This is a genomic window from Microbacterium sp. NPDC058021 (genome assembly GCF_042885955.1).
Classification (GTDB): domain Bacteria; phylum Actinomycetota; class Actinomycetes; order Actinomycetales; family Microbacteriaceae; genus Microbacterium.
In genome coordinates this window covers 449,253-470,330 of the sequence record NZ_JBHVRF010000003.1, presented here as the reverse complement: position 1 = coordinate 470,330, position 21,078 = coordinate 449,253, and the positions used below count along the sequence as shown (strand labels likewise).

Annotated in this window: 24 protein-coding genes; 14 read left to right on the top strand and 10 right to left on the bottom strand. The window is 70.6% G+C overall.

Going from position 1 to position 21,078, the window contains the following annotated elements:
* Positions 1 to 55 precede the first annotated feature (55 nt).
* Positions 56 to 550, top strand: a complete 495-nt coding sequence (locus tag ACFVR6_RS09170; protein WP_386961610.1) for a MarR family winged helix-turn-helix transcriptional regulator — start codon at positions 56 to 58, stop codon at positions 548 to 550.
* A gap of 6 nt (positions 551 to 556) precedes the next feature.
* Here the strand turns inward: ACFVR6_RS09170 and chrA are convergent, their stop codons facing one another.
* The 3 genes from chrA to ACFVR6_RS09155 form a co-directional block, all read right to left on the bottom strand.
* A complete protein-coding gene (gene chrA, locus ACFVR6_RS09165) occupies positions 557 to 1,783 on the bottom strand; it encodes a chromate efflux transporter (protein ID WP_386961608.1) in 1,227 nt (408 codons plus the stop codon).
* Between the two features lie 91 nt (positions 1,784 to 1,874).
* The gene (locus ACFVR6_RS09160; RefSeq protein ID WP_386961605.1) at positions 1,875 to 3,602 is read right to left on the bottom strand and encodes an acyl-CoA dehydrogenase; all 1,728 of its coding nucleotides are present in this window, start codon (positions 3,600 to 3,602) and stop codon (positions 1,875 to 1,877) included.
* A 97-nt stretch (positions 3,603 to 3,699) separates the two neighbouring features.
* Complete coding sequence (locus ACFVR6_RS09155) at positions 3,700 to 4,371, bottom strand: response regulator transcription factor (protein WP_386961602.1); 672 nt, start codon at positions 4,369 to 4,371, stop codon at positions 3,700 to 3,702.
* 141 nt (positions 4,372 to 4,512) lie between these two features.
* Here ACFVR6_RS09155 and ACFVR6_RS09150 point away from each other — a divergent pair, with 141 nt between their 5' ends.
* Both ACFVR6_RS09150 and ACFVR6_RS09145 read left to right on the top strand, forming a co-directional pair.
* Positions 4,513 to 4,800, top strand: a complete 288-nt coding sequence (locus tag ACFVR6_RS09150; protein WP_386961600.1) for a GlsB/YeaQ/YmgE family stress response membrane protein — start codon at positions 4,513 to 4,515, stop codon at positions 4,798 to 4,800.
* Between the two features lie 105 nt (positions 4,801 to 4,905).
* Positions 4,906 to 5,751: a DUF72 domain-containing protein gene (locus ACFVR6_RS09145; protein WP_386961597.1), complete on the top strand. Its 846-nt coding sequence runs from the start codon at positions 4,906 to 4,908 to the stop codon at positions 5,749 to 5,751.
* 110 nt (positions 5,752 to 5,861) lie between these two features.
* Here ACFVR6_RS09145 and ACFVR6_RS09140 read toward each other — a convergent pair whose 3' ends face one another.
* Positions 5,862 to 7,331, bottom strand: a complete 1,470-nt coding sequence (locus tag ACFVR6_RS09140; protein ID WP_386961594.1) for a lipase maturation factor family protein — start codon at positions 7,329 to 7,331, stop codon at positions 5,862 to 5,864.
* Positions 7,332 to 7,521: 190 nt separating this feature from the next.
* On the opposite strand from ACFVR6_RS09140, the gene ACFVR6_RS09135 reads away from it, so the two are divergent.
* Entirely contained in the window at positions 7,522 to 7,890 is a 369-nt protein-coding gene (locus ACFVR6_RS09135; RefSeq protein WP_386961592.1) for a hypothetical protein, read from the top strand.
* Positions 7,891 to 7,953: 63 nt separating this feature from the next.
* Here the strand turns inward: ACFVR6_RS09135 and ACFVR6_RS09130 are convergent, their stop codons facing one another.
* From ACFVR6_RS09130 to ACFVR6_RS09120, 3 genes are read right to left on the bottom strand one after another with little or no spacing between them, the layout of a single operon-like run.
* Positions 7,954 to 8,265 carry a hypothetical protein gene (locus tag ACFVR6_RS09130; protein ID WP_386961589.1) on the bottom strand — a complete coding sequence of 104 codons (312 nt, stop codon included), beginning with the start codon at positions 8,263 to 8,265 and terminating at the stop codon, positions 7,954 to 7,956.
* A gap of 30 nt (positions 8,266 to 8,295) precedes the next feature.
* A complete protein-coding gene (locus ACFVR6_RS09125; RefSeq protein ID WP_386961586.1) occupies positions 8,296 to 9,669 on the bottom strand; it encodes an FtsX-like permease family protein in 1,374 nt (457 codons plus the stop codon).
* Positions 9,666 to 10,406: an ABC transporter ATP-binding protein gene (locus tag ACFVR6_RS09120; RefSeq protein WP_386961583.1), complete on the bottom strand. Its 741-nt coding sequence runs from the start codon at positions 10,404 to 10,406 to the stop codon at positions 9,666 to 9,668. Before ACFVR6_RS09120 ends, ACFVR6_RS09125 begins: the two co-directional genes overlap by 4 nt.
* A 188-nt stretch (positions 10,407 to 10,594) precedes the next feature.
* Here ACFVR6_RS09120 and ACFVR6_RS09115 point away from each other — a divergent pair, with 188 nt between their 5' ends.
* Complete coding sequence (locus ACFVR6_RS09115; protein ID WP_386961580.1) at positions 10,595 to 12,688, top strand: glucose PTS transporter subunit IIA; 2,094 nt, start codon at positions 10,595 to 10,597, stop codon at positions 12,686 to 12,688.
* An 11-nt stretch (positions 12,689 to 12,699) separates the two neighbouring features.
* On the opposite strand, the gene ACFVR6_RS09110 is transcribed toward ACFVR6_RS09115, so the two are convergent.
* Complete coding sequence (locus tag ACFVR6_RS09110) at positions 12,700 to 14,019, bottom strand: MFS transporter (RefSeq protein WP_386961577.1); 1,320 nt, start codon at positions 14,017 to 14,019, stop codon at positions 12,700 to 12,702.
* A gap of 74 nt (positions 14,020 to 14,093) precedes the next feature.
* Here ACFVR6_RS09110 and ACFVR6_RS09105 point away from each other — a divergent pair, with 74 nt between their 5' ends.
* Positions 14,094 to 14,675 (top strand): ArsR/SmtB family transcription factor, encoded by a 582-nt coding sequence (locus tag ACFVR6_RS09105; protein WP_386961574.1) that lies wholly within the window; start codon positions 14,094 to 14,096, stop codon positions 14,673 to 14,675.
* 9 nt (positions 14,676 to 14,684) lie between these two features.
* On the opposite strand, the gene ACFVR6_RS09100 is transcribed toward ACFVR6_RS09105, so the two are convergent.
* Positions 14,685 to 15,362, bottom strand: coding sequence for a DsbA family protein (locus tag ACFVR6_RS09100; protein ID WP_386961571.1), 678 nt, complete (start codon positions 15,360 to 15,362; stop codon positions 14,685 to 14,687).
* Between the two features lie 191 nt (positions 15,363 to 15,553).
* On the opposite strand from ACFVR6_RS09100, the gene ACFVR6_RS09095 reads away from it, so the two are divergent.
* From ACFVR6_RS09095 to ACFVR6_RS09060, 8 genes are all read left to right on the top strand, one after another.
* The gene (locus ACFVR6_RS09095; protein WP_386961568.1) at positions 15,554 to 16,000 is read left to right on the top strand and encodes an OsmC family protein; all 447 of its coding nucleotides are present in this window, start codon (positions 15,554 to 15,556) and stop codon (positions 15,998 to 16,000) included.
* Positions 16,000 to 16,365: a hypothetical protein gene (locus ACFVR6_RS09090; RefSeq protein ID WP_386961565.1), complete on the top strand. Its 366-nt coding sequence runs from the start codon at positions 16,000 to 16,002 to the stop codon at positions 16,363 to 16,365. Before ACFVR6_RS09095 ends, ACFVR6_RS09090 begins: the two co-directional genes overlap by 1 nt.
* A gap of 4 nt (positions 16,366 to 16,369) precedes the next feature.
* Positions 16,370 to 17,107 (top strand): ArsR/SmtB family transcription factor, encoded by a 738-nt coding sequence (locus tag ACFVR6_RS09085; protein WP_386961562.1) that lies wholly within the window; start codon positions 16,370 to 16,372, stop codon positions 17,105 to 17,107.
* Between the two features lie 139 nt (positions 17,108 to 17,246).
* Positions 17,247 to 17,678 carry a DUF2975 domain-containing protein gene (locus tag ACFVR6_RS09080; RefSeq protein WP_386961559.1) on the top strand — a complete coding sequence of 144 codons (432 nt, stop codon included), beginning with the start codon at positions 17,247 to 17,249 and terminating at the stop codon, positions 17,676 to 17,678.
* Complete coding sequence (locus ACFVR6_RS09075; RefSeq protein WP_386961556.1) at positions 17,678 to 17,914, top strand: helix-turn-helix domain-containing protein; 237 nt, start codon at positions 17,678 to 17,680, stop codon at positions 17,912 to 17,914. The genes ACFVR6_RS09080 and ACFVR6_RS09075 overlap by 1 nt, the downstream gene beginning before the upstream one ends.
* Complete coding sequence (locus tag ACFVR6_RS09070; protein WP_386961553.1) at positions 17,911 to 18,303, top strand: hypothetical protein; 393 nt, start codon at positions 17,911 to 17,913, stop codon at positions 18,301 to 18,303. Before ACFVR6_RS09075 ends, ACFVR6_RS09070 begins: the two co-directional genes overlap by 4 nt.
* A gap of 114 nt (positions 18,304 to 18,417) precedes the next feature.
* Complete coding sequence (locus ACFVR6_RS09065; RefSeq protein WP_386961550.1) at positions 18,418 to 18,564, top strand: hypothetical protein; 147 nt, start codon at positions 18,418 to 18,420, stop codon at positions 18,562 to 18,564.
* 42 nt (positions 18,565 to 18,606) lie between these two features.
* A complete protein-coding gene (locus ACFVR6_RS09060) occupies positions 18,607 to 19,227 on the top strand; it encodes a hypothetical protein (protein WP_386961548.1) in 621 nt (206 codons plus the stop codon).
* A 152-nt stretch (positions 19,228 to 19,379) separates the two neighbouring features.
* Here ACFVR6_RS09060 and pgi read toward each other — a convergent pair whose 3' ends face one another.
* Positions 19,380 to 21,062, bottom strand: coding sequence for a glucose-6-phosphate isomerase (gene pgi, locus ACFVR6_RS09055; RefSeq protein WP_386961545.1), 1,683 nt, complete (start codon positions 21,060 to 21,062; stop codon positions 19,380 to 19,382).
* Positions 21,063 to 21,078: the final 16 nt, after the last annotated feature.

Sequence of the window (21,078 nt, the reverse complement as noted above, 5' to 3'; positions counted from 1 at the left end):
TGACGTGTCAATGCGTCAACCGTAGGATTGACGTATCAATTCCCAAGGAGGCGGAATGGGCGAGAAGCACCGGTCGATGCCCACCCGGGAACAGCTGCGCATCTGGCGGGAGTACATCGAGACGGCAGAGGCGCTGCGCACGCGCCTCGCGAACCGACTGCAGACCGAGTCGGGCCTCTCATCGGGCGATTACCAGGTGCTGATCGCTCTCACCGAGGCGCCGGAACACACGCTCCGTTCGTCGGAGCTCGCGACGGTGATCGGGTGGGAGCGCAGTCGCCTGTCGCATCATCTGGGGCGGATGGAGAAGCGGCAGCTCATCCGAAGGGCGCACTGCGCCGACGACGTGCACGGGGTGGACGTGACCGCGACGGAGCACGGCCGCGAGGCGTTCCGCGCGGCATCCGTCCCGCACCTTCGCGCCGTGCGGGAGCTGTTCCTCGATGCGCTCACCCCTGAGATGCTCGCCCATGTTGACGACGTCGCCACCGCCCTGAGCCGGCACCTCGCGCCGGGTTCGGTGCCGGGTCCTCCCGAGGCGAGCCGGTGATCTCGCTCACCGCAGGGTGATCAGCAGCCCGCCGAGCGCCCCGACGAGCACCACGCCCCACGCCGGCATCCGCCATGCCATCAGCAGCACGAAGCACACGGCAGCAAGGGTGAACGAGGCCGGGTCGACGACGGCGGTGACGAAGACAGGGTCGTAGAGGGCGGCGGCGAGGATGCCGACGACGGCGGCGTTCGCCCCCCGGATGAGTGCCCGGGCTGTCGGGCGGGTGCGCACGGCGTTCCAGAACGGCAGCACACCGACCATCAGCAGCAGGCCGGGGAGGAAGACCGCCACGAGCGCGACCGCGGCGGTCAGGATTCCCGCCGCTCCCGGCGCGGCCAGCGCCCCGAGATACGCGGCGAACGTGAACAGCGGACCGGGCACGGCCTGCGCCGCGCCGTAGCCGGCGAGGAACTGGTCGGCGCTCACCCAGCCGTCCGCGACCGCCTCGGCCTCGAGCAGCGGCAGCATCACGTGACCGCCGCCGAAGACGAGGGCCCCGGCGCGGTAGAAGCCGTCGGCGATGTCCGTCAGGCGCGTGCCGACGGCGGCAGCCACGGGCGGCAGGAGCACGAGCAGCGCCGCGAACACCGCCAGCGCGACGCCGCCCGCGCGGCGCGAGACCGGCGGGCTCAGGTCCGCCGCCGCCTCGCCGTCAGCGCCTTCCGGTGCGCGGCAGAGCAGCAGACCCGCCAGCGCACCCAGCAGGATCGCGGCGAGCTGCCCGAGCGACCCGGCGGCCAGCAGCGCGATGGCGACCGCGCCGACGGCGATCGTCGCGCGCCGAGCATCGGGGGCGAGGGTGCGCGCCATGCCCCACACCGCCTGCGCGACGATCGCGACCGCGACGATCTTGAGCCCGGCGACGATGCCGTCGCCCACCGGGTTGTCGAGCAGTGCGGCCCCGTACGCGAAGGCGACCAGCAGGATCGCCGAAGGCAGCGTGAACGCCAGCCATGCCATGATCGCGCCGAGGGGTCCCGCCCGCATGAGCCCGAGGGCGAAGCCGACCTGGCTCGACGCGGGCCCCGGGAGGAACTGCGCGAGCGCCACGATCTCGGCGTACCGGCGGTCGTCGACCCAGCCGCGGCGCAGCACCAGCTCGTTGCGGAAGTACCCGAGGTGCGCGATCGGTCCGCCGAACGACGTGAGTCCCAGCCGCAGGAACGCGCGGAAGACCTCGCCGGCGGTGCCGGCGTGCGGTGCGGCGTTCGCCGCGGGCTGTCGGGTCACATCCCCTCCCGGCGACCATTCAAGCGGATGCCGGTCGTGGCATCCGCTGCCAGGATCGCCGCGGGGGTGGGCTCGCAGGAGACCTCCGTCGTCAGCCGATCTCTCCGCCGGCGACCGTCTCGGCCAGCGCGTGCACGCGGGGGAGGTGGTGGGCGCCGTAGAAGTCCGCGGACGTCAGGCGGGCGGCATCCGTCTCCGATGCGGCGTCGCGCGCGAGCACGGCGGTCACCGCGAGAGCGTGCATCCAGCCGCCGGCGAGGGTGCCGAGCAGCATCAGGTAAGGCACGCTCACGGCGTAGGCGTCGCGCGGCGAAGCGGCGAAGCCGAGCAGGTCGTCGGTCGCGCGGCGGGATGCCGCGAGCGCACGCTCGAGCCGCTCCGCGGTGCGCGCCGCGACGGGGTGGTCGAACCCGCGCAGGCTCGCCACGGTCTCGTCGATGCGGTCGAACAGGGCAGACACCGTGGCGCCGCCGTCGCGCAGCACCTTGCGGCCGACCAGGTCGTTGGACTGGATCGCGGTCGTGCCCTCGTAGATCGTGGTGATCCGCACATCGCGGTAGTGCTGCGCGGCGCCGGTCTCCTCGATGAAGCCCATGCCGCCCTGCACCTGGATGGCATCGCTCGTGACGGTGATGGCGTCCTCGGTCGTCCAGCCCTTGAGGATGGGCACGAAGAACTCCGCCAGCTTCACGACGGACTCGTCGCTGTCGGCCCGGTCGAGCAGGTCGCCGACGTAGACGCCCAAGGCGCGCATCGCGAAGATCTTGCTCGACATCGACAGCAGCAGGCGGCGGACGTCGGGGTGCTCGGCGATGGGCGTGCCCGCCGGGCGCTCGAGCACGCCGCCCTGTCGGCGGTCCGCCGCGTAGGCCGCCGCCTGCTGGTAGGCGCGGTCGGCGATGCCCGTCGCCTGGAACCCCATGGCCGCACGGGCGGAGTTCATCATGACGAACATGCCGGCCAGCCCTCCGCCGACCTCGCCGACGAGGTAGCCGGTGGCGTCCTCGTAGGCGAGCACGCACGTGGGGCTGGCGTGGATGCCGAGCTTGTGCTCGATCGCGACGGTGGTGATGGCGTTGCGGTCGCCGAGCGACCCGTCGTCGTTCACGAGGAGCTTGGGTGCGACGAACAGCGAGAGTCCCTTGGCGCCCTCGGGTGCGCCGGGGGTGCGGGCGAGCACCAGGTGGACGATGTTCTCGGCGATGTCGTGATCGCCCCACGTGATGAAGATCTTCTGGCCGCGGATCGCCCAGCTGCCGTCGTCCTGCGGCGTCGCGGTCGTGCGGATGGCGCCGAGATCCGTGCCGGCCTCGGGCTCGGTGAGGTTCATCGTGCCGGTCCACTCGCCCGAGACGAGCTTGGTGAGGTACGTCTCGCGGATGCTGTCGGATGCCGCGGCGTCCAGTGCGTGGACCTGCCCGGCCGTGAGCAGCGAGCAGAGCGCGAATGCCGCGTTCGAGGCGTTCCAGATCTCGCCGAGTCCGGCACGGACGGCGCCCGGCAGGCCGTCGCCGCCGGCGGAGACCGGCGCCTCGGCGGTGACCCAGCCTGCCTCGACGAACGCGCGATATGCCGCGGCGAACCCCTCGGGCAGACGCACCTGGCCGTCTTCGAGCCGTGCGCCGACGCGATCTCCGATGACCTCGAGCGGGGCGATGACGGAGGCGGCGAACTCGCCCGCGCCCGCGATGATGTCCGTCGCGTCCTCGGCGGTGAGCTCGCTGCCCGAGGCGCGCGCGACGAGATCCTGGCCGAACGCCTCGGTGAAGAGGAACGCGTAGTCCTCGACGGGCGGCGTGTATGCGGATGCGTCAGCCATGACGGACTCCTGTGCTCGAGGTTGTGGAACTGCGGTTCATCCTACGCGGGACTGCGTTCCACCCGCGCCTGCGGTGAGGCAGGGTGCGGTGCGGGCATCACGGCCCGCCCATCCAGTGCTCGATGCGGTGGGTGTCGGGGGTGAATCCGTGTCGGACGCCGTAGAGCACCGCCTGTGTTCGGCTGGTGGCGCCGATCTTGCGATAGACGGATCGGATGTAGGACTTCACCGTGTTCGGGCTGAGATAGGTGAGGCGGGCGACTTCGGCGTTGCTCTTGCCCTGCGTGATGAGCGCGAGGATCTCGGACTCCCGATCGGTGATGCCCTCGAGGCGCCCCGGCCACTCCAGGCCCGGCGCGCTGGGCGCCCGACGGGCCTGGTCGCTGATCACGACCTCGCCGGAGTGGACCGCCTCGATCGCGGCGACCAGCTGGGCCGCGGTCAAGGTCTTCGAGAGATACCCGTGCACCCCTTGCCGGCGCGCCGACTCGATGAGCTCGGGGTGGAAGTTCCACGTGTACATGACGACCCGTCGCGCCCGCGGATTCTTGATGAGCTCCGAGATCTCCTGGTGGTCGGACTCGGGCTGGGCGAAGGAGTCGTACAGCACGACGTCGACCTGATCGCTCACGTCCCGGTTCGCGTCGATCTCCGCGATCACGACGCGGTCGCGGTAATCGTCGAACAGATGCGCCAGACCCTTCAGCACCACGTCGTAGTCATCGACGAGGGCGACCGTGATGGGGGGCGGGTTGGGGGACGAGGGCACGCCTGAGCTTTTCACCCCCAGGGGTGTGCCGCCACACCCCGAGGGGTGGTGGAGTGACGTGATGTCGCGAACTGCGGCATCCCGAGTACCGAACGGTGCCCGACACGACACGCCCCCGGGCGTTCAACAAGAGGAGCAATCATGCTCGGTCTCATCATCAGCATCATCGTCATCGGTCTGATCGCCGGGTTCATCGCCCGCGCCGTCGTTCCCGGAAAGCAGGACATGAGCCTGCTCATGACCATCGTCCTCGGCATCGTCGGCTCGTTCGTCGGTGGATTCCTCGGCTTCCTGCTCTTCGGACAGGATGCCGCCGACGGGTTCTTCCAACCGGCGGGCATCATCGGCTCCATCATCGGTGCGATCATCGCCCTGCTCGTCTACGTCATGGTGCGCGGCCGCAGCACCACGTCGCGTCGTCGCTCCTGATCCGGCGGTCGCACGCCGGGGTCGCGCCGACGCGCGGCCCCGCGTCCGGCCGAGCGGAGGTCGCGCATTCCTAGGATGATGCTGCGACGACGAGGAGGAGGGGGCATGCAGAGGCGCGTGCGAGTCGGCATCTCGGGATGGCGCTACCCGAGCTGGCGTGGCGATTTCTACCCGAAGGGCCTCGCCCAGGCGCGCGAGCTGGAGTACATCGGTGAGCAGATGTCGACGCTCGAGCTCAACGGTTCGTTCTACTCGCTGCAGCGGCCCACGAGCTACCTGAAGTGGCGCGACGCGGTTGCGGACGACTTCGTGTTCGCGGTCAAGGGATCCCGCTACATCACGCACATGCTGCGGCTGCGCGGCATCGAGGTGGCGCTGGCGAACTTCTTCGCCTCCGGGGTGCTGGCCCTCGGCGACCAGCTCGGGCCGGTGCTGTGGCAGCTGCCCGAGCGGGAGGAGTTCGACGCCGAGACGCTCGAGCAGTTCCTGGCGGCCCTCCCGCGCACGACCGGGGCGGCACTGGACCTGGCTCGGCGCCACGATGAGCGACTCGACGGGCGGTCGTGGCTCGACATCGAGCGGGACCAGCCCATCCGCTACGCGTTCGAGCCACGTTCGACGACGTTCGAGGATGCCGCCGTCGCCCCCATCCTGCGCGCGCACGACGTGGCGCTCGTCGTCGCCGACACCGCCGGGCGCTTCCCCGCCTTCGGCGAGGCGACGGCATCCTTCGTCTACGTGCGGCTGCACGGCGCGGAGGACCTCTACACCAGCGGTTACACCGATCCGCAGCTGGATGCCTGGGCCGCCCGCATCGCCGACTGGCGCTCGGGCGCGGCCGACGGCATCCCCCGCGACGTCTACGTGTACTTCGACAACGACGCCCGCGGTCACGCCCCGCACGACGCCGTCGCCCTGGCCCGCCGAGTGGGCGACACCCCACAGCGGTAGCGCGCGGGCATCCCCATCCCGGCACAGGCGATCTCCCCGCAACAGGTCGTTTCGGCGGGATCGGGCCTGTTCCGGGGAGATCACCTGTTCTGGGGAAGGCCGGATGCCACCTACAGCCTGATCGGCGGCACCAGCACCCGGTGCCGATCGCGCACCCAGCGCACGCGGTCGCGGCGGTACTCCGCGTGGCTCGAGAACCGGTAGCGGTACGACACCACCCGTACCCACCGGGGCCGCTCGCTGCCGAAGGGCGCCGCGCGCAGCAGCGCCAGCGTCGCGGCATCCGCTTCGAGCAGCCGCACCAGCAGCACCGTGAACCAGCCTTCGAGCGACCGCCCGAGCGGCAGGAACCACATCAGCCAGTCCAGCCGCAGGTGGTACGGCGCCCATTGCCGCGGCACCCGCCGCACATCGCCGGGCTTCCCCTTGAAGTCGTACTCGCGCCACGTGGCGTCGTCGGGGTCGGCATCCATCGTCGCCTCGATCACGTACTCGATGCGCTCCCGCGTCACGGTGCCGAACGCGCCGTACGCGTTGGCCAGCTGCCACCGGTTGAAGCTCGCGTTCATCAGCTGCCGGCGGGCGAAGAGGTTGCGCAGCGCCGGCCAGCTGATCACGAGGTACAGCAGCCCCACGCCGCAGGTGATCACGAGCCAGTACAGCGGGAGGCCGTCGATCGTCCAGGGCGGGTCGGATGCCACTGCGTCGCCCGATCCGGGAATCGACATCGCCGCGAAAGCCAGCACGATCGTCGCCCAGTTGAGCCAGGCGAAGTTGCCGGTCAGCACGAGCCACAGCTGCGTCGCGATGACGATGGCCGCGGCGCCCGCACCGATCAGCGCCGGGACGGGCCCCGGGATCCAGAGCCCGAGGATCGGGGCGAACAGGAGCCACGGCACCACGAGCTGGGCGAAGTGGTTGCCGATCACCTCGATCTCATGGAACCACCGCGGCAGCAGGTGCGCCTGCCGGCTGAGCGGTCCCGGCATCGGTTGCGTCTCGTGGTGGAAGGTGAGCGCCGACAGGTCGCGCCACTCCCGCCCGCCGCGGATCTTGATCATGCCGGCGCCGAACTCGAGCCGGAACAGCAGCCACCACAGCAGCACGATCACCACGGTGGGCGGCGGCTGGTCGTTGGAGCCGAGGAACGCCGCGAGGAAGCCGGCCTCCAGCAGCAGCATCTCCCACCCGAAGCCGTAGAAGGTCTGCCCGATGCTCACCACCGACATGTACCCGAGCCAGAGCAGCAGGAAGCACACCATCGGCACCCACGGCGGCCCCAGCTGGGGGATGCCGGCGATGAGCGCCGCGCTGACGACGAGGCCGGCGATGCACAGCGCCGCCAGCCGTCGGTCGGTGTAGCCCACCCGCCGGAAGAGGGTCGGGCCCAGCAGACGCGAGCGGCGAGCCGACGTCGCCACCCATGACAGCAGCTCCGGAGCCGGCAGCAGCCCGCGCTCGCCCAGGAGCGCCCGGAACTGGTTGAGCGTCGACAGGAACGCGACGGCGTACAGCGCCGCGATGCCGCGTTGCAGCACCTGCCGGGCGAACTCGAAATCGACAGCAGCGAAACCCTGCATGGACGAAACGTTAGGCCCGCCGCCCGCCTCGCGCACGGGGTTGCGCCGGCGACGGGCGTGCGCCCGCGACGTCGGCGCGAGGATAGCGCGCCGTCGCCGCCGAGGGAACGGGGTGAACACGGGCACCCAGATGGGGGACGCTCGCTGGGCGGGTGCATCGCCCGTAAAAGCCGCGACGAGAGGAGCCGACATGGCAGAGACACAGGATGCCGCTCAGGGTGGCAGCACGAGCGCAGCCGAGAGCGACACGCTCGCCGGCAGCGAGTACTCGGAGCAGCTCGACGGCGCGACCGACGAGGCGAACGAGGAGTCCGCAGACGCCGCCGGCGGCCCGTCCGAACCCGACGACCGCTTCGACGGCGGTGTCGGCGACGGCCCGGGCACGGCCGCCGAAGCCGACCTGCGCTTCGGCGACCCGGGTGCGCAGGCGGCCGCCGCCGCTGCTGCGGAAGACGTCGGCGCGCCGGCCGTGCTGCAGCCCGAGACGCAGGGGGAGGACCCCCTGATCGCGGAGCTCGGCGAGGAGGGCGAGGGCGACCTCGCCCCCGAAGACGTGTGAGATCCGAAGCGGCTGCGGACACACCAACGGCGCCGACCCCTGCGGGTCGGCGCCGTTCGTCGTTCAGGCTTCGCCGAGGATGCTGCGCATCACCTCGAGCGAAATCTCCTCGCGCTCGCCGTCGGCGCTCTCATACACGCGGAACGGCACGCCGTGCTCGAGCAGGTACGCGGCGGTCTTCTCCAGCCGGGGCACGACCTGCAGGTGGTCGGTGCCGAACAGCTCGGCGGTGTAGAGCGGTTCGCCGGATGCCACCGCGAGGCGCATCTCCACCGTGGAGCGCCCGTTGATGCGGTACAGCGACTGCAGGGCGGCCGGGGAGAGCACCGTGACGCCGTCGAGCGTGAGCGACATCGAGACGGGGGAATCGGTCATGTTCCCATCGAACCACGCCCGACGGCACCGTCACGCCGCGCTGCGGCGTACGGCCCGCGCGAGCGGCTCGGTGGCGGCCATGGCCCCGGTCACCGCGGCGAACCCGGCCACGAAGGTCAGCACCACGACGAGGATCGGCACCGGCGCGATCATGCCGGCCGCACCCACGATCGGCAGGCAGAGCGCCGTGCCGACGGCGGCCCCGCCCAGCGCCGCCCAGCGCAGCGGCACCATGACGGCGAGGCTGCGAGAGCGGCGCAGCTGGTCCTCGGGCACGCCCAGGCGATCCAGTCCCACGATCAGTTCGCGGTCTTCGAGCACGGATGCCGCCTGGGTGACGCCGACCGAGCAGGCCAGCAGCACGAAAGCGGCACCCAAGGTGACCAGCACGCCCACGCGGATGTCGGACAGGACCGTACCCTGCTCGTTCTCGCCGATCGCCTCGAGCAGGCCCATCCCGCCGCCGGCGACGACGGCGATGAACGCGATCATCGCGATGCCCGACACCCGTCGCCACGCCTGCGGTGCGTGGGCGGCCAGCTCGCGACCCGCGATGAGGGTCGCCGCCGACGTCGCCCGCCGCGCCATGCGGCGACCGTGCGCTGCGACGATGGGGGCGCCGATGACGTTGATCAGCGCCATCGCGCCCGCGAACATCCCGATCAGGATCAGCACACCCAGGGCATCGGCCACCGACACGGTCGCGGCGGCGGCGATGAGTGCGATCAGCAGCACGAGGCCGACCACGAGCACCACGACCCGGCGCGGCGCGGCATCCGTGCGCCGGCGCACGCCGAGGGGACCCAGGCGCACGGCGCGGAGGCTGAGGGCGGCGCTCGTGGTGGCCAGGGCGGTCACGCCCACGACGGCCCAGCCCAGGGCGGGCAGGCCCGCCCACACCGCGGCGATGCCGACCGGCCCGCCGAAGAAGGGCAGCAGTCCCACCAGCGGCAGGAGCGCCAGGTACAGCACGACGCCGACGAGCGCGCCGGCGAAGGCCACCAGCGCCGCCTCGGCGACGGTCATCGCCGACACCTCGGCGCTGGTCGCGCCCAGCAGCCGCAGAGTGGCCAGCCGGTCGTTGCGGCGCCGGCTCGACAGGCGGGCCGCCGCGGCGCCCAGCGTGAACACCGGCACCGCCAGCAGCACGAGGGCGAGCAGGCTCAGCATCGGGTAGAGCGGGTCGCCCGCCACCCGGGGGTCGGTGTGGAACATCACGGTGCCGCCGACGACCACGAGCAGCAACGCCGTCGTGACCGCGAACGCGACGACCGGCAGCAGCAGCGCCGCCCGCCCCTGCCGCGACGGGCGGGCCATCAGCGTCGTGAGCGTCACGATGCGCCCGACCGAGCCCACCGTGCCGCGCGGCGGGGCGGTGGGGGCGCCGACCAGGGCGGCGGTCATCGTCCGGCCCCGCTCGCGGCGGCGGCGGAGGCGGTGCCCACGGCTTCGCCGACGATGCGGCCGTCGCGCATGTGCAGCACGCGGTCGCACCGCGCAGCGACGCCGGGGTCGTGGGTGACGACGACGAGGCTGCGGCCCTGACCCGTCGTGGCCTGCAGCAGCGCCCCCATCACCTCGGCCGAGGTCGCCGAATCGAGAGCTCCGGTCGGCTCGTCGGCGAAGACCACCGGGGCGCCGGTGGTCTGGGCGCGGGCGATGGCCACGCGCTGGGCCTGCCCGCCCGAGAGCTGGCCGATGCGGCGCTCCTCCATGCCGGCCAGCCCCAGCGCCGCCAGCCAGCCGGCGGCGTGCGCCTCGGCCTGCTTGCGGGGGACCCCGGTGACGATCAGCGGCAGCGCGGCGTTCTCGATGGCGGTGAGTTCGGGCAGCAGCAGGTGCTCCTGGAACACGAACCCGACGTGCGAGCGGCGCACGGCCGACCGCTCGGACTCGCTCATGCCGACCAGCTCCTGCACCGCCGCCCCTGGCACCGTGAGTCGCACCGACCCGGCGTCGGGGGCGAGGATCGCGGCGAGGCAGTGCAGCAGCGTCGTCTTGCCGGAACCGGACGCGCCCATCACCGCGACGGATTCGCCGCGCGCGATGGTGACGTCCACGCCGGCCAGCGCGGTGAGCGGGCCGTAGCGCTTGATGAGGCCTGAGGCGGCCAGGGCAGGAGGGGCAGGGGTGTTGTTCACGATGCCAGTCTTCGCGGCGGCGGGCGTCGCGTCGTCGGCCTGTAGACGTATGCGCCATCCCACTCGGGGATGATTCGCAACCCCTCGACCGGTCGCGGATCCCGGGCTAAAGTCGCCCGCGATGGTCCTGGTCCTCCTCGCGACCGAGCCCGGTCGGCAGGCTCATCCTGGTGAAGGGAGCAGTGCTCATGCCTGACAGCCCCGCAGCCGAGATCGTCGAGAAAGTCGGCGGACCCGGCAACATCGAGAGCCTCACCCACTGCGCCACGCGACTGCGATTCCAATTGCGCGACGGGGACCTGGTCGACCAGAGCGGCATCGAGTCGCTGCCCGGCGTCATGGGGGCCGTGCCGCAGGCCGGGGACCGCTTCCAGGTCGTCATCGGCGGCGGCGTGCAGACGGTCTACAACGACATCATGGCGCTGCCCACCATGACCGGCGATGCGGAGGGCGACGTCGACGACGCCGCCGCGATCAAGGCGCGCGAGCGCGCCAGGGGTCCGCGCGGCAAGGTGGCGTGGCTGGACACCCTGTTCGAGTTCCTCTCCGACTCGTTCCGCCCCATCCTGGGTGCGCTGCTGGGCGCCTCGCTGTTCATCACCTTCATGGCGCTCATGGCGACTCTCGGGGTCATCCCCTCGTGGAACGCGCCGGGCGTGGTGCTGGAGCCCTCGTGGGCGTTCATCAACCTCATGTGGCAGTGCGTGTTCATCTTCCTGCCGCTCATGGTGGCCTACAACGCCTCGCAGAAGATCGGCGCCGACCCCTGGGTGGGCTTCGCGATCATGGCGGTCGTCATGCTCCCTGGCTTCATGGCGCTCGGTCAGGATGCCACGGCGCAGCAGATCGTCTTCCTGGGATCCGACATCACGACGGTGCCCGTCTTCGGCATCCCGTTGACGGTGTTCGACTACAGCTCGCAGGTGTTCCCGCCGCTGCTCATGGCCGCCGTGCTCGGGCCGCTGTGGAAGGGGCTGAAGAAGATCATCCCCACGAACCTGCACCTCATCTTCGTGCCGTTCCTGGCGATGCTGATCATGATCCCGCTCACGGCGTTCCTCATCGGCCCCATCGGCGTCTACGCCGGTGCGGGACTTGCGAACCTGCTGAGCTCGATCAACGACTTCTCGCCGTTCATCTTCGCCATCATCATTCCGCTGGCCTACCCGTTCATGGTGCCGCTGGGGCTGCACTGGCCGATCAACGCGATCATGCTGCTGAACATCCAGACCCTCGGCTACGACTTCATCCAGGGCCCCATGGGTGCATGGAACTTCGCCTGCTTCGGCGCCACGGCCGCCGTGCTGGTGCTGGCCTGGCGCGAGCGTGACCCGGCGATGAAACAGACCGCCACCGGCGCGCTTGCGGCGGGTCTGCTCGGCGGCATCTCGGAACCGTCGCTGTACGGCATCCATCTGCGGTTCAAGCGCATCTACCCACGCATGCTCGTGGGCTGCTTCGTCGGCGGTCTCATCATCGGCATCGGCGGCGGGGTGCGCACGGAGGCGTTCGTCTTCACGTCGCTGCTCACCATCCCCGCCTTCCAGCCGCTGGCCCTGTACGGCATCGCCGTCGCGGCGGCGTTCATCACGTCGATGACGCTCGTGATGATCTTCGGCTACAAGCCGAAGCCGACCGCCGAGGAGGCTGCTGCTGCCGACACCGACGCGACCGCCGCACCGGCGGGCCCCTCGGGCGCACCCGCCGCGGCGACCGCGGCCGCAACGGCCGGCGGGGTCGCGACCGCGACGGCCGCCAGACCCGCGACCGCGACGGCGACGGCCGATCCGGGCAATGCGCCCGAAGTCGGGACGGCACTGCAGATCATGTCGCCGCTGGATGGGCGGGCGGTCCCGTTGTCAGAGGTCCCCGACCCGGTGTTCGCGGGCGGCACGATGGGCCCCGGCGTCGCGATCGAGCCGAGTGGCGACACCGTGTACGCCCCGGGCGCGGGCACGGTGGCTGCCGCCCAACCGACCGGGCACGCCTTCGGGCTGGTGCTCGACGGGGGCATCGAGCTGCTCATCCACGTCGGCATCGACACCGTGAACCTGAAGGGCGAGGGGTTCGACGTGAAGGTGAGCAACGGCGACCGCATCGAGGTCGGCACGCCGCTGGTGACCTTCGACCGCGCGGTCATCGAGAAGGCCGGCTACCCGCTCATCACCCCGGTGATCGTGCTCAACGCCGACCAGTTCGACGCGGTCGACCCCATCGAGCTCGGCCCCACGACTGCCGGTGCGCCGCTGCTGTCGGTCGAGACGAAGGCGTCGGAGCGGTAGCGCCGGTCGGCTCACGCGGGGGCGGTGTACCGCATCGCGTGAGCCGACCAGCCCGCTTCGGCGGGGAGCGAGCGCACCCCGCGGCTGCCGACGGCCAGAGCGGTCGCGATCGCGCACAGCGCGGCGCAGGCGAGGATCGTCTGCTGGCTGCCGATCCACGTGAGGCCGAAGCCCGCGATGAGAGGTCCGAGCGGCATCGCGCCGATGCTCAGCGCCATGCTCGCGCTGTTCGCCCGGCCGAGCAGCTCGGTGGGCACCGCGACCATGAAGTAACCCAGCAGCCCCGCGTTCAGTGCGGGCAGGAGCAGCACGGATGCCGCGAGCACCGCCGTGATCGCCCCGGGGGCATGCAGCTGCGAGATCACCAGGATCCCCAGCGTCGCTGCGGTCAGGCCCGCCATGATGAGCATGCCGCTGCGCACGCGCGAGACCAGCAGCGGGGCGACTGCGGCGCCGGCGAGCATGGCCGCACCGGCGCCCGCCGAGAGCCACCCGATCGTGGCGGGGGAGTGCCCCGACTGCTGCAGGGCGAAGATCACGGTCGTGAGGCCGGCGTTGAAGCCGAGGTTGATGATCGTGGCGATGAACAGCACCGGACGTAGATCCGCACGGCCGAGCAGCCAACCGAACCCCTCGCGCATCTCGGCGATGGCGCTCGTGCTCGGGCGCGCTGACGGCAGCTGCTCGTTCACGGGCCCGGGCTCGGGTTCGGGTTCGCGGGCGAGATCGGCAGATGCCGTGCGCCGGCCGCGTCGCAGCATCTCCGCGGTGATGGCCGAGATCAGGTGGCAGAAGGTCATGGCGGCGCCGATCAGCCACGCGCCGACGGCCAGCAGCGCCCCGCCGAGCGGGCCGCCGGCCAGTTGCAGCGCGGCATCCCGAGCCTGGTTCGCCGCCTGCGCGCGACCCATCGCGCTGTCGGGAACGATCTGCTTGAGCGCGCTCTCGCCGGCGACGTCGAAGAACCCGGCGCGCGCGGCGAGCAGCACTGTCAGCACCAGCAGTGTCGTGAAGGTGAGCGAGCCGCCGAGGGCGAGCAGGGTGAAGGCGAGGGAGAGGACGACACCGGTCGCCGCCCCCAGCACCATCAGCCGGGTGCGGGAGTGGCGATCGGCCAGCACGCCGCCGTAGAGCGTCGTGAGCGTGCGCACGACGCCGGCGACGGCGCCGATGATGCCGGCCTGCATCGCGTCACCGGTGACGATCAGCGTCACCAGCGGCAGGGCGAAACCGAACAGCCCGGCGGCGAGACCTTTGCTGGTGTCGCTCACCAGCCAGATGAGGAAGGGGGTGTTGCGCCACAGGCGGTGCGGCACGGTCGTGGTCGTCATGGCCTCAGAGTAGTTACGCAAGAGAAGTTGCGCAACTACGCGTGCGCAATATGTCTTGCGGATAGACTCGGCCCATGGCCGATGAAACGGATGACGACCGCGCCGCAGTCATGACCTCCGCCATGCTGAAGGCGATGTCGCATCCGCTGCGCCGCGGGATCCTCAAGGTGCTCGCGTCGCGCGATTTCGCGCGGGCCGCTGATATCGCCGCCGTTCTCGAGGCGCCAGCGAACAGCGTGAGCTTCCACCTGCGGGTGCTGGCTGATGCCGGCCTGATCGTCGAGGCGCCGGAGAAGGCGCGTGACCGCCGGGACCGGGTCTGGACCGCCGTGCCCGGTGTGCTCAATCTCGGCACCCCCGAGCATCCGGTCGAGGATGAAGCGCTCGGCGGCGCCCTGCTGGGGGCGCTGGCGCAGGAACATACCGAGGTTCTGCGCCGCGTCATCGCGTGGGCTCCCGAGTACACCGCGGCGCGGACCACTGAGGTCCACGGCACCTTTTTGCGGTCGACGCTGCGCCTCACGGAGGGAGAGTTCGAATCGCTGATGACAGCGATCAGTCAGGCGATCGACGACGCCCGCGAAGCGCACGATCCCACGGCGGCCGGGATCCGGGTCTGGGATCTCGACATCGTCGCCGCCGACGACGCGATCTGACCTCGCGGCTCAGCCGGCGGCGGTGACGGCGTCGCGCAGGCGTTCGCCGTCGGTGCCGTCTTCCCGGATGTCGAAGGTCTCGCCGTCGACGACCAGGAGCGGCACATGGTCGACCGCCGACTCGCTGCCGACGGTCTTGCCCAGCCAGTGGTCGTTGCTCTCCTGCACCCACTCGGCCATCGTCCGGCCCTCGACGCCCGCGGCGAGGTCGGCGGTGACGCCCGCCTCGGCGGCGAACTCCAGCAAGTCCGCGTCGGTGGGTGCGCCGTCGGCGTCGACCTGGTTCGCCTGCAGCAGGGTGTACAGCGGCAGGACGGCGTCGAGCTCGCCGGCATCCGCCGTCAAGGCCAGCAGATTCGCGGCGCGCGTGGAGTAGTCGGTGGTGTCGCCACGCTTCGTGCTGACGTAGTTCATGGGGTGGATCGTGAGGGTGATGGTGTTGTCGGCGACCCATGTCGCGATGTCGTCGCCGGTGGCCGCGTCCAGTAGTGCGCAGTGCGGGCACGATGTGTCGGTCCACAGCTCGACGGCGACCGGCCCGTCGCCGAGCACGATGCCGTCGGCGGCCACCAGCGAGGTCGGTGCGGACGGCGCGGCGGCCTCCGGCGTCGCGGTGGTGCAGGCGGTGAACGCGAACACGGTGGACGCGACGAGCGCGGCGAGGGCGAGAGGGCGGAGACGGCTCACCCTTCGTTCCTACCGTGCCCGTGGTGCTTTCCTCACGTCGGTGGTGGGCGTCCTACGAAACCGTGGCGTCTATGGTCTGACCATGTGGAGGAGGTCTACGAACTCGACATCCGGGGCCGCGCATTCGCCGCGTAGGGCCGGACGCTCATATTTCGGCGCATGCCAAATGATTCCGGTTCTATGGTCGTGCCATGACGATCCATTCATACGAGAGCACGTTGAGCTGGCGCGGCCGCACGCAGCACTACGACAGCTACGACCGTCGACACGACGTGACCATCGCGGGCACCCAGTTGGCGGTGAGTGCGGATGCCGCGTTCCGTGGCGACGCGGCTCTCCCCAACCCGGAGCAACTCGTCGTCGCGGCGGCGAGTTCGTGTCAGCTGCTCTCGTTTCTCGCGGTGGCCGCTCTCAGCGGGGTGGAGGTGGTCGAGTACAGCGACCGGGCGCGGGGGGAGATGCAGGCAGACCAACGCCCGATGCGTTTGACCCGGATCGTGCTCCGCCCGCATATCGCCGTGGTGGGTGGGAGTGTCGAGCGGGTGGAGCGGCTCGTGCACAGGGCACATGAGCAGTGCTACATCGCCCACAGTCTCACCGCGGAGGTCTCCATCGAGCCCGTCATCGAGGTGGTGTGATGTTCGATATCGAGGTGCCGGCACCGGAAGGCGCGAGATCGCTCATGCAGATCGGGCAGGCACTGGGCCTGGCGGGAGTCGGCCTCGAAGGCGGGGGCATGTGGTCGTCAGTGGCGCACTACCTGATTGCGGACCCCGAAACCGCGACTCGCGTCCTCGCCGCGGCTGGATGCGGAGGCGCCATCGTCCGGCCGGTTCTCCTCGCCGAGTTGGATGCCGATGTCCCCGGAGCCCTGGCGCGGATGATGCGTTCGCTGGTCGACGCGGGTGTCACGTTGCACGCTCAGTACAGCGATCACGACAACCGCAAGGTGCTCGTCGTGGATGACGTGGAGCGCGCCCGTGAGGCACTCGGGGCAGCATAGGGCCATGAGTGGGGAACCCGACATCGCGATACCGGCCCGGGCGCTGGGCGATCCCGCACGGGGGCTGATCGCCTCTGCATTGCTGGGTAACCGGCAGATGCCGGCGGGCGAGTTGGCGCGCGCAGCGGGTGTCTCGCCCTCGACCGCGAGCGAACACCTGCACGTGCTCCGCGCGGCCGGCATCGTCGAAGTGGAGCATCGTGGTCGTAACCGCTTCTACCGCCTGGCCGACGAGGACGTCGCGCGCGCGATCGAAGCGCTGCAGGCCATAGCCCCGACGAGTCCCGTGCGGTCCCTTCGTCAATCGAGCATCTCCATCGAACTCCGGTCGGCGCGGACGTGCTACGACCACCTCGCCGGCGATCTCGGACTGCGGATCATGGACCTGCTGACCGCTACCGCCGTCGTGCCGGCGCTCGCGGTGGGATCAGTGGCACAAGCTCCGCAGCCGTTCCCCGACGGGGTCGTCGTCGAGATGCTCGGCCTCCGTGCTCCGGAGGGTCGCCGCCCGTGGGTCCGTGGGTGCCTCGATTGGAGCGGGAGGCGCCCCCACGCGGGAGGGCAGCTGGGCGCGCAAGTCCTCGAAACCTTGGAAGCGAACGGCTGGATCGTCAGACGGAGAACCAGCCGGGCGGTGCGCCTCACTTCACCCGGGGAGAGTGCCCTTGCGCTGCTCGAGACTCAGGCTGGCCGTGATCATGCGCCCGAGGGAACCCGTGACCGGCATCGCGGACCTCAGTGACACCCGGGCGCTCGGTTGTCTGTTCTCCGCGAAACGGCAGGATGGGCTACTATCGATTGTCGATAACAGACGAACGGTAGACGATAGGTAGCTCATGAGATCTCCGCTCATCGTGGTGACGAAGGCGTTGATCGTCGTGATGTTCGCCACCGTCGTCGCCTGTCAGGTCTGGGTGGTTCCGATGATTGCGTCGGGGTTCGCGAGGACCGCGCCCGAGTTCGCCCATCTCGAGATGCCGGGCATCGCGCTCGTCGTCGCTCTGCTCATGTGCGTCGAGGCGGTGCTCGTGTGCGTGTGGCGATTGCTCACGTTCGTCTCACGGGGCAGTGTGTTCGATGCGCACTCGTTCCGCTGGGTCGATGCGATCATCGCTGCGATCGGTGCAGCCGGGGCGATCGTCGTCATCGGGATGACGGTGATCTCAGAAGCGCGGGCGGGAAATCCGTTCGTCGCGCTGATGGGCACGATCGCGTTGGTCACCATCATCGGCCTCGCCCTCGTCGTGCTGGTCATGCGCAGGCTGTTGCGCCAGGCGACGGTGCTGCGGCAGGAGATGGCGGAGGTGGTGTGATGCCGATCATCGTCGACCTCGATGTCGAACTCGCGAAGAAGAAGATGAGCGTCTCCGAACTGGCCGCCGCGATCGACATCACCCCGGTCAACGTCTCCGTGCTCAAGAACGGCCGCGCAAAGGCGGTGCGGTTCTCGACCCTCGATGCGATTTGCCGAGTGCTCGACTGCCAGCCCGGCGACATCCTGCGATGGGTACCCGAGACCGTGCCGGTACCCGAGGGGACGCGTTCGTGAGCGCACCAGCCCACCGCGGCGGTCCGGATGGCGCGTCGGCGACGCCGAGGCTCACCCGCAAAGCCCGAACGTTCGTGGTCGCGTTCGTGGTCGCCGTCGTGGTCCCGCTCGCCGGGTGCGCCGCGATTGCCGAAGAGGACTATCTCAGGGCCCTCGAGAAGAGCGCACCCGTGCTGCACGCAGCGAACTCGCGTCACGACTTGACGGGGAGGGGCCGTGAGGCGTGCAACGCGCTGGCGACGGATGCGCTCCCGACGCTCTTCGATGGACGGGCCGTCGACGGCTCGAGCGGCGCCACGGAATGGAGCCGCATTCTCGACGCCGCGGTTGACAGCCTCTGCACCGAACATCGGACTGGGCTCGATGAGTGGTTGAACGAACACAAGTAGCGCCCGGGACACAGCCGCATCAGGTGACCGATGTGACGTGCACGAAGCGGGCTCACCGGTCTGCGAACGGCCGGCACCGCCCGCCCCGGCTCCGTTCTCGCGCCCACGCGCGAGGTGGTGTTCGCTGCCGCGGTGGTGCTGTTCGCGGTGGGGCTGACGACGGTCTTCTACGTGGATCTCCTCGTATCGCTCAGCGCGGCGCTCATCGCCGTCGTGCAGATCGCCCGGGCGCGCGCTGGGTCACAGCCACCCCGCGTGTGATTGAGTGGGGGCGATATGGCAGCGGCGGTTGGGGGCAGCACGGTGAATCGAAGAGCCGGCTTCCGCGCGCACGCCTTGATCGCAGCGGCGGTGGTCCTCTCGGCCGCCCTCACCGGGTGCGCGACCGCGACTGCGGCGAGCCCGGACGCCATCGCCGAGCGGGCGGACGCGGTCGGCATCGCACCCGAGCTCGTCTACACGACCGACGTCGACGGCTACGACCTGGCGCCGCAGTCCGTGGGGCCGACCGGCGGCATCGGCATCTCGGCCACCTGGTTCAACAACAGCACGGGCGCCATGCTGACCATTCGCACCGAGCCCGGTGAGCTCACCGCGGCCTCCTGCGCTTCCACGCCGCTGTGGGACGGCCCAGATGAGCCGGTGACGTGCGCTGAGGAGCAGGGCGTCTGGCACCGCGTAGGCGGCGACGTGCACGAGTACGTCGCGCAGCGAGGCGATGCGCAGATCTGGGTCACCGGCAGCAGCAACGCGCCACCGGAGCATCTTCTGCAGGCAGCGAACGCCGCACGTGTGCCGTCGGATGCGGAGCTCGAACGGCTCTTCTCCGACCTGCCTGCGACCCCTGCCGGCCCCGTGGAACGAGGCGACCTGCCCGAGAACGGCGACGGCGCGCCCATCGATCCCTCGGGGCCCGGCGGCTGACGGTTCCGCACGGCCTCGTTCCCCCGTCGCGCGATGTCGCTTCCGGGAGCGCGAACCCGCAACGCGCGACGGGCGAGCAGGCGAGCGCGAACCCGCAACGCGCGACGGGCGAGCGGCGGGCGGATGCCGCAACGCGCGGCTGACGATCCGGGTCAGGCGCGACGGTGGGTGCGGTAGTACTCCAGGAGCGCGCGCGTGGAGGCATCCTGTGCCTCGAGGGCATCGGCGTCGCCCTCGATCGCCGGGGCGATCTGCATCGCGAGCTGCTTGCCGAGTTCCACGCCCCACTGGTCGAACGAGTTGATGCCCCAGATCACGCCCTGCGTGAAGGTGATGTGCTCGTACAGCGCGATGAGCTCGCCCAGCACGCGCGGGGTGAGCGCGTCGGCGAAGATCGACGTCGTCGGCCGGTTGCCCGGGAACGTCCGCGCCGCCACGAGCGGCCCGGTGGTGCCCTCGGCCTCGACCTCCTCGGCGGTCTTGCCGAAGGCGAGCGCCTTGGTCTGCGCGAGGAAGTTCGCCAGGAACAGCCCGTGCACGTCGCGCCCATCGTCGGCGAGCGGGTAGGCGGGGTTCACGAACGCGATGAAGTCCGCCGGGATCAGCCGGGTGCCCTGGTGGATGAGCTGGTAGAACGCGTGCTGCCCGTTGGTGCCGGGCTCCCCCCAGAACACCTCGCCGGTGTCGGTCGTGACGGGCGTGCCGTCCCAGCGCACCGACTTGCCGTTGGATTCCATCGTCAGCTGCTGCAGGTAGGCCGCGAAGCGATGCAGTTGCTGCGCGTAGGGCAGCACGGCGTGCGACTGCGACCCGAGGAAGTTGGAGTACCAGACGTTGAGCAGGCCCATGAGGACGGGGACGTTGCGCTCGAGCGGGGTCGTGCGCACGTGCTCGTCGACGGCGTGGAAGCCGGCGAGCAGCTCGCGGAACACGTCGGGGCCGAGCTCGATCGCCAGCGACAGCCCGATCGCCGAGTCCACCGAGTAGCGGCCGCCCACCCAGTCCCAGAACCCGAAGGCGTTGGCGGGGTCGATGCCGAATGCGGCGACCTTGTCCAGCGCCGTCGAGACGGCGACGAAGTGGTGCGCCACGGCATCCGTGCGCGCGGCTTCGCTGCCGTCGATCGCACCGGCCTTCTCGAGCTGCGTCCACAGCCAGTCGCGTGCGAGCCGCGCGTTGGTGAGGGTCTCGAGTGTCGTGAAGGTCTTGGATGCCACGATGAACAGCGTGGTCTCGGGGTCGAGGCCCGCGGTCTTCTGCGCGATGTCGGTGGGGTCGATGTTCGACACGAACCGGGCCGAGATGCCGGCATCGGCATACGGCTGCAGTGCCTCGGACACCATGACCGGGCCGAGGTCCGAGCCGCCGATGCCGATGTTGACGATCGTCTGCACCTTCTTGCCCGTGACGCCCACCCATTCGCCCGCGCGCACGCGGTCGGCGAAGGCCGACATCGCCGTCAGCACCTCCTGCACGTCGTGGTCGACGTCCTGACCGTCGACGACGAGCGCGGGGGTGGCGCCGGCGGGGCGGCGGAGCGCGGTGTGCAGCACGGCGCGGTCCTCGGTGGTGTTGATGTGCTCACCGGCGAGCATCGCCGCATAGCGCTCGGCGACGCCGGTCTGCTCGGCCAGCCGAACGAGAGCGGCCAGCACCTCGTCGGTGACGAGGTTCTTGGACAGGTCGACGTGGAGGTCGGCCAGCGGCAGGCTCAGCCGCTCGGCGCGGCGCGGGTCGATGGCGAACCAGCCGCGCAGGTCGGGGGTGAACGAGTCGCGCAGGGCGGCGAGCTCGGTCCAGGCGGGCGTGGCAGTGGCGTCGATGGGGGCGGTCACGCCGTCAACGCTAACG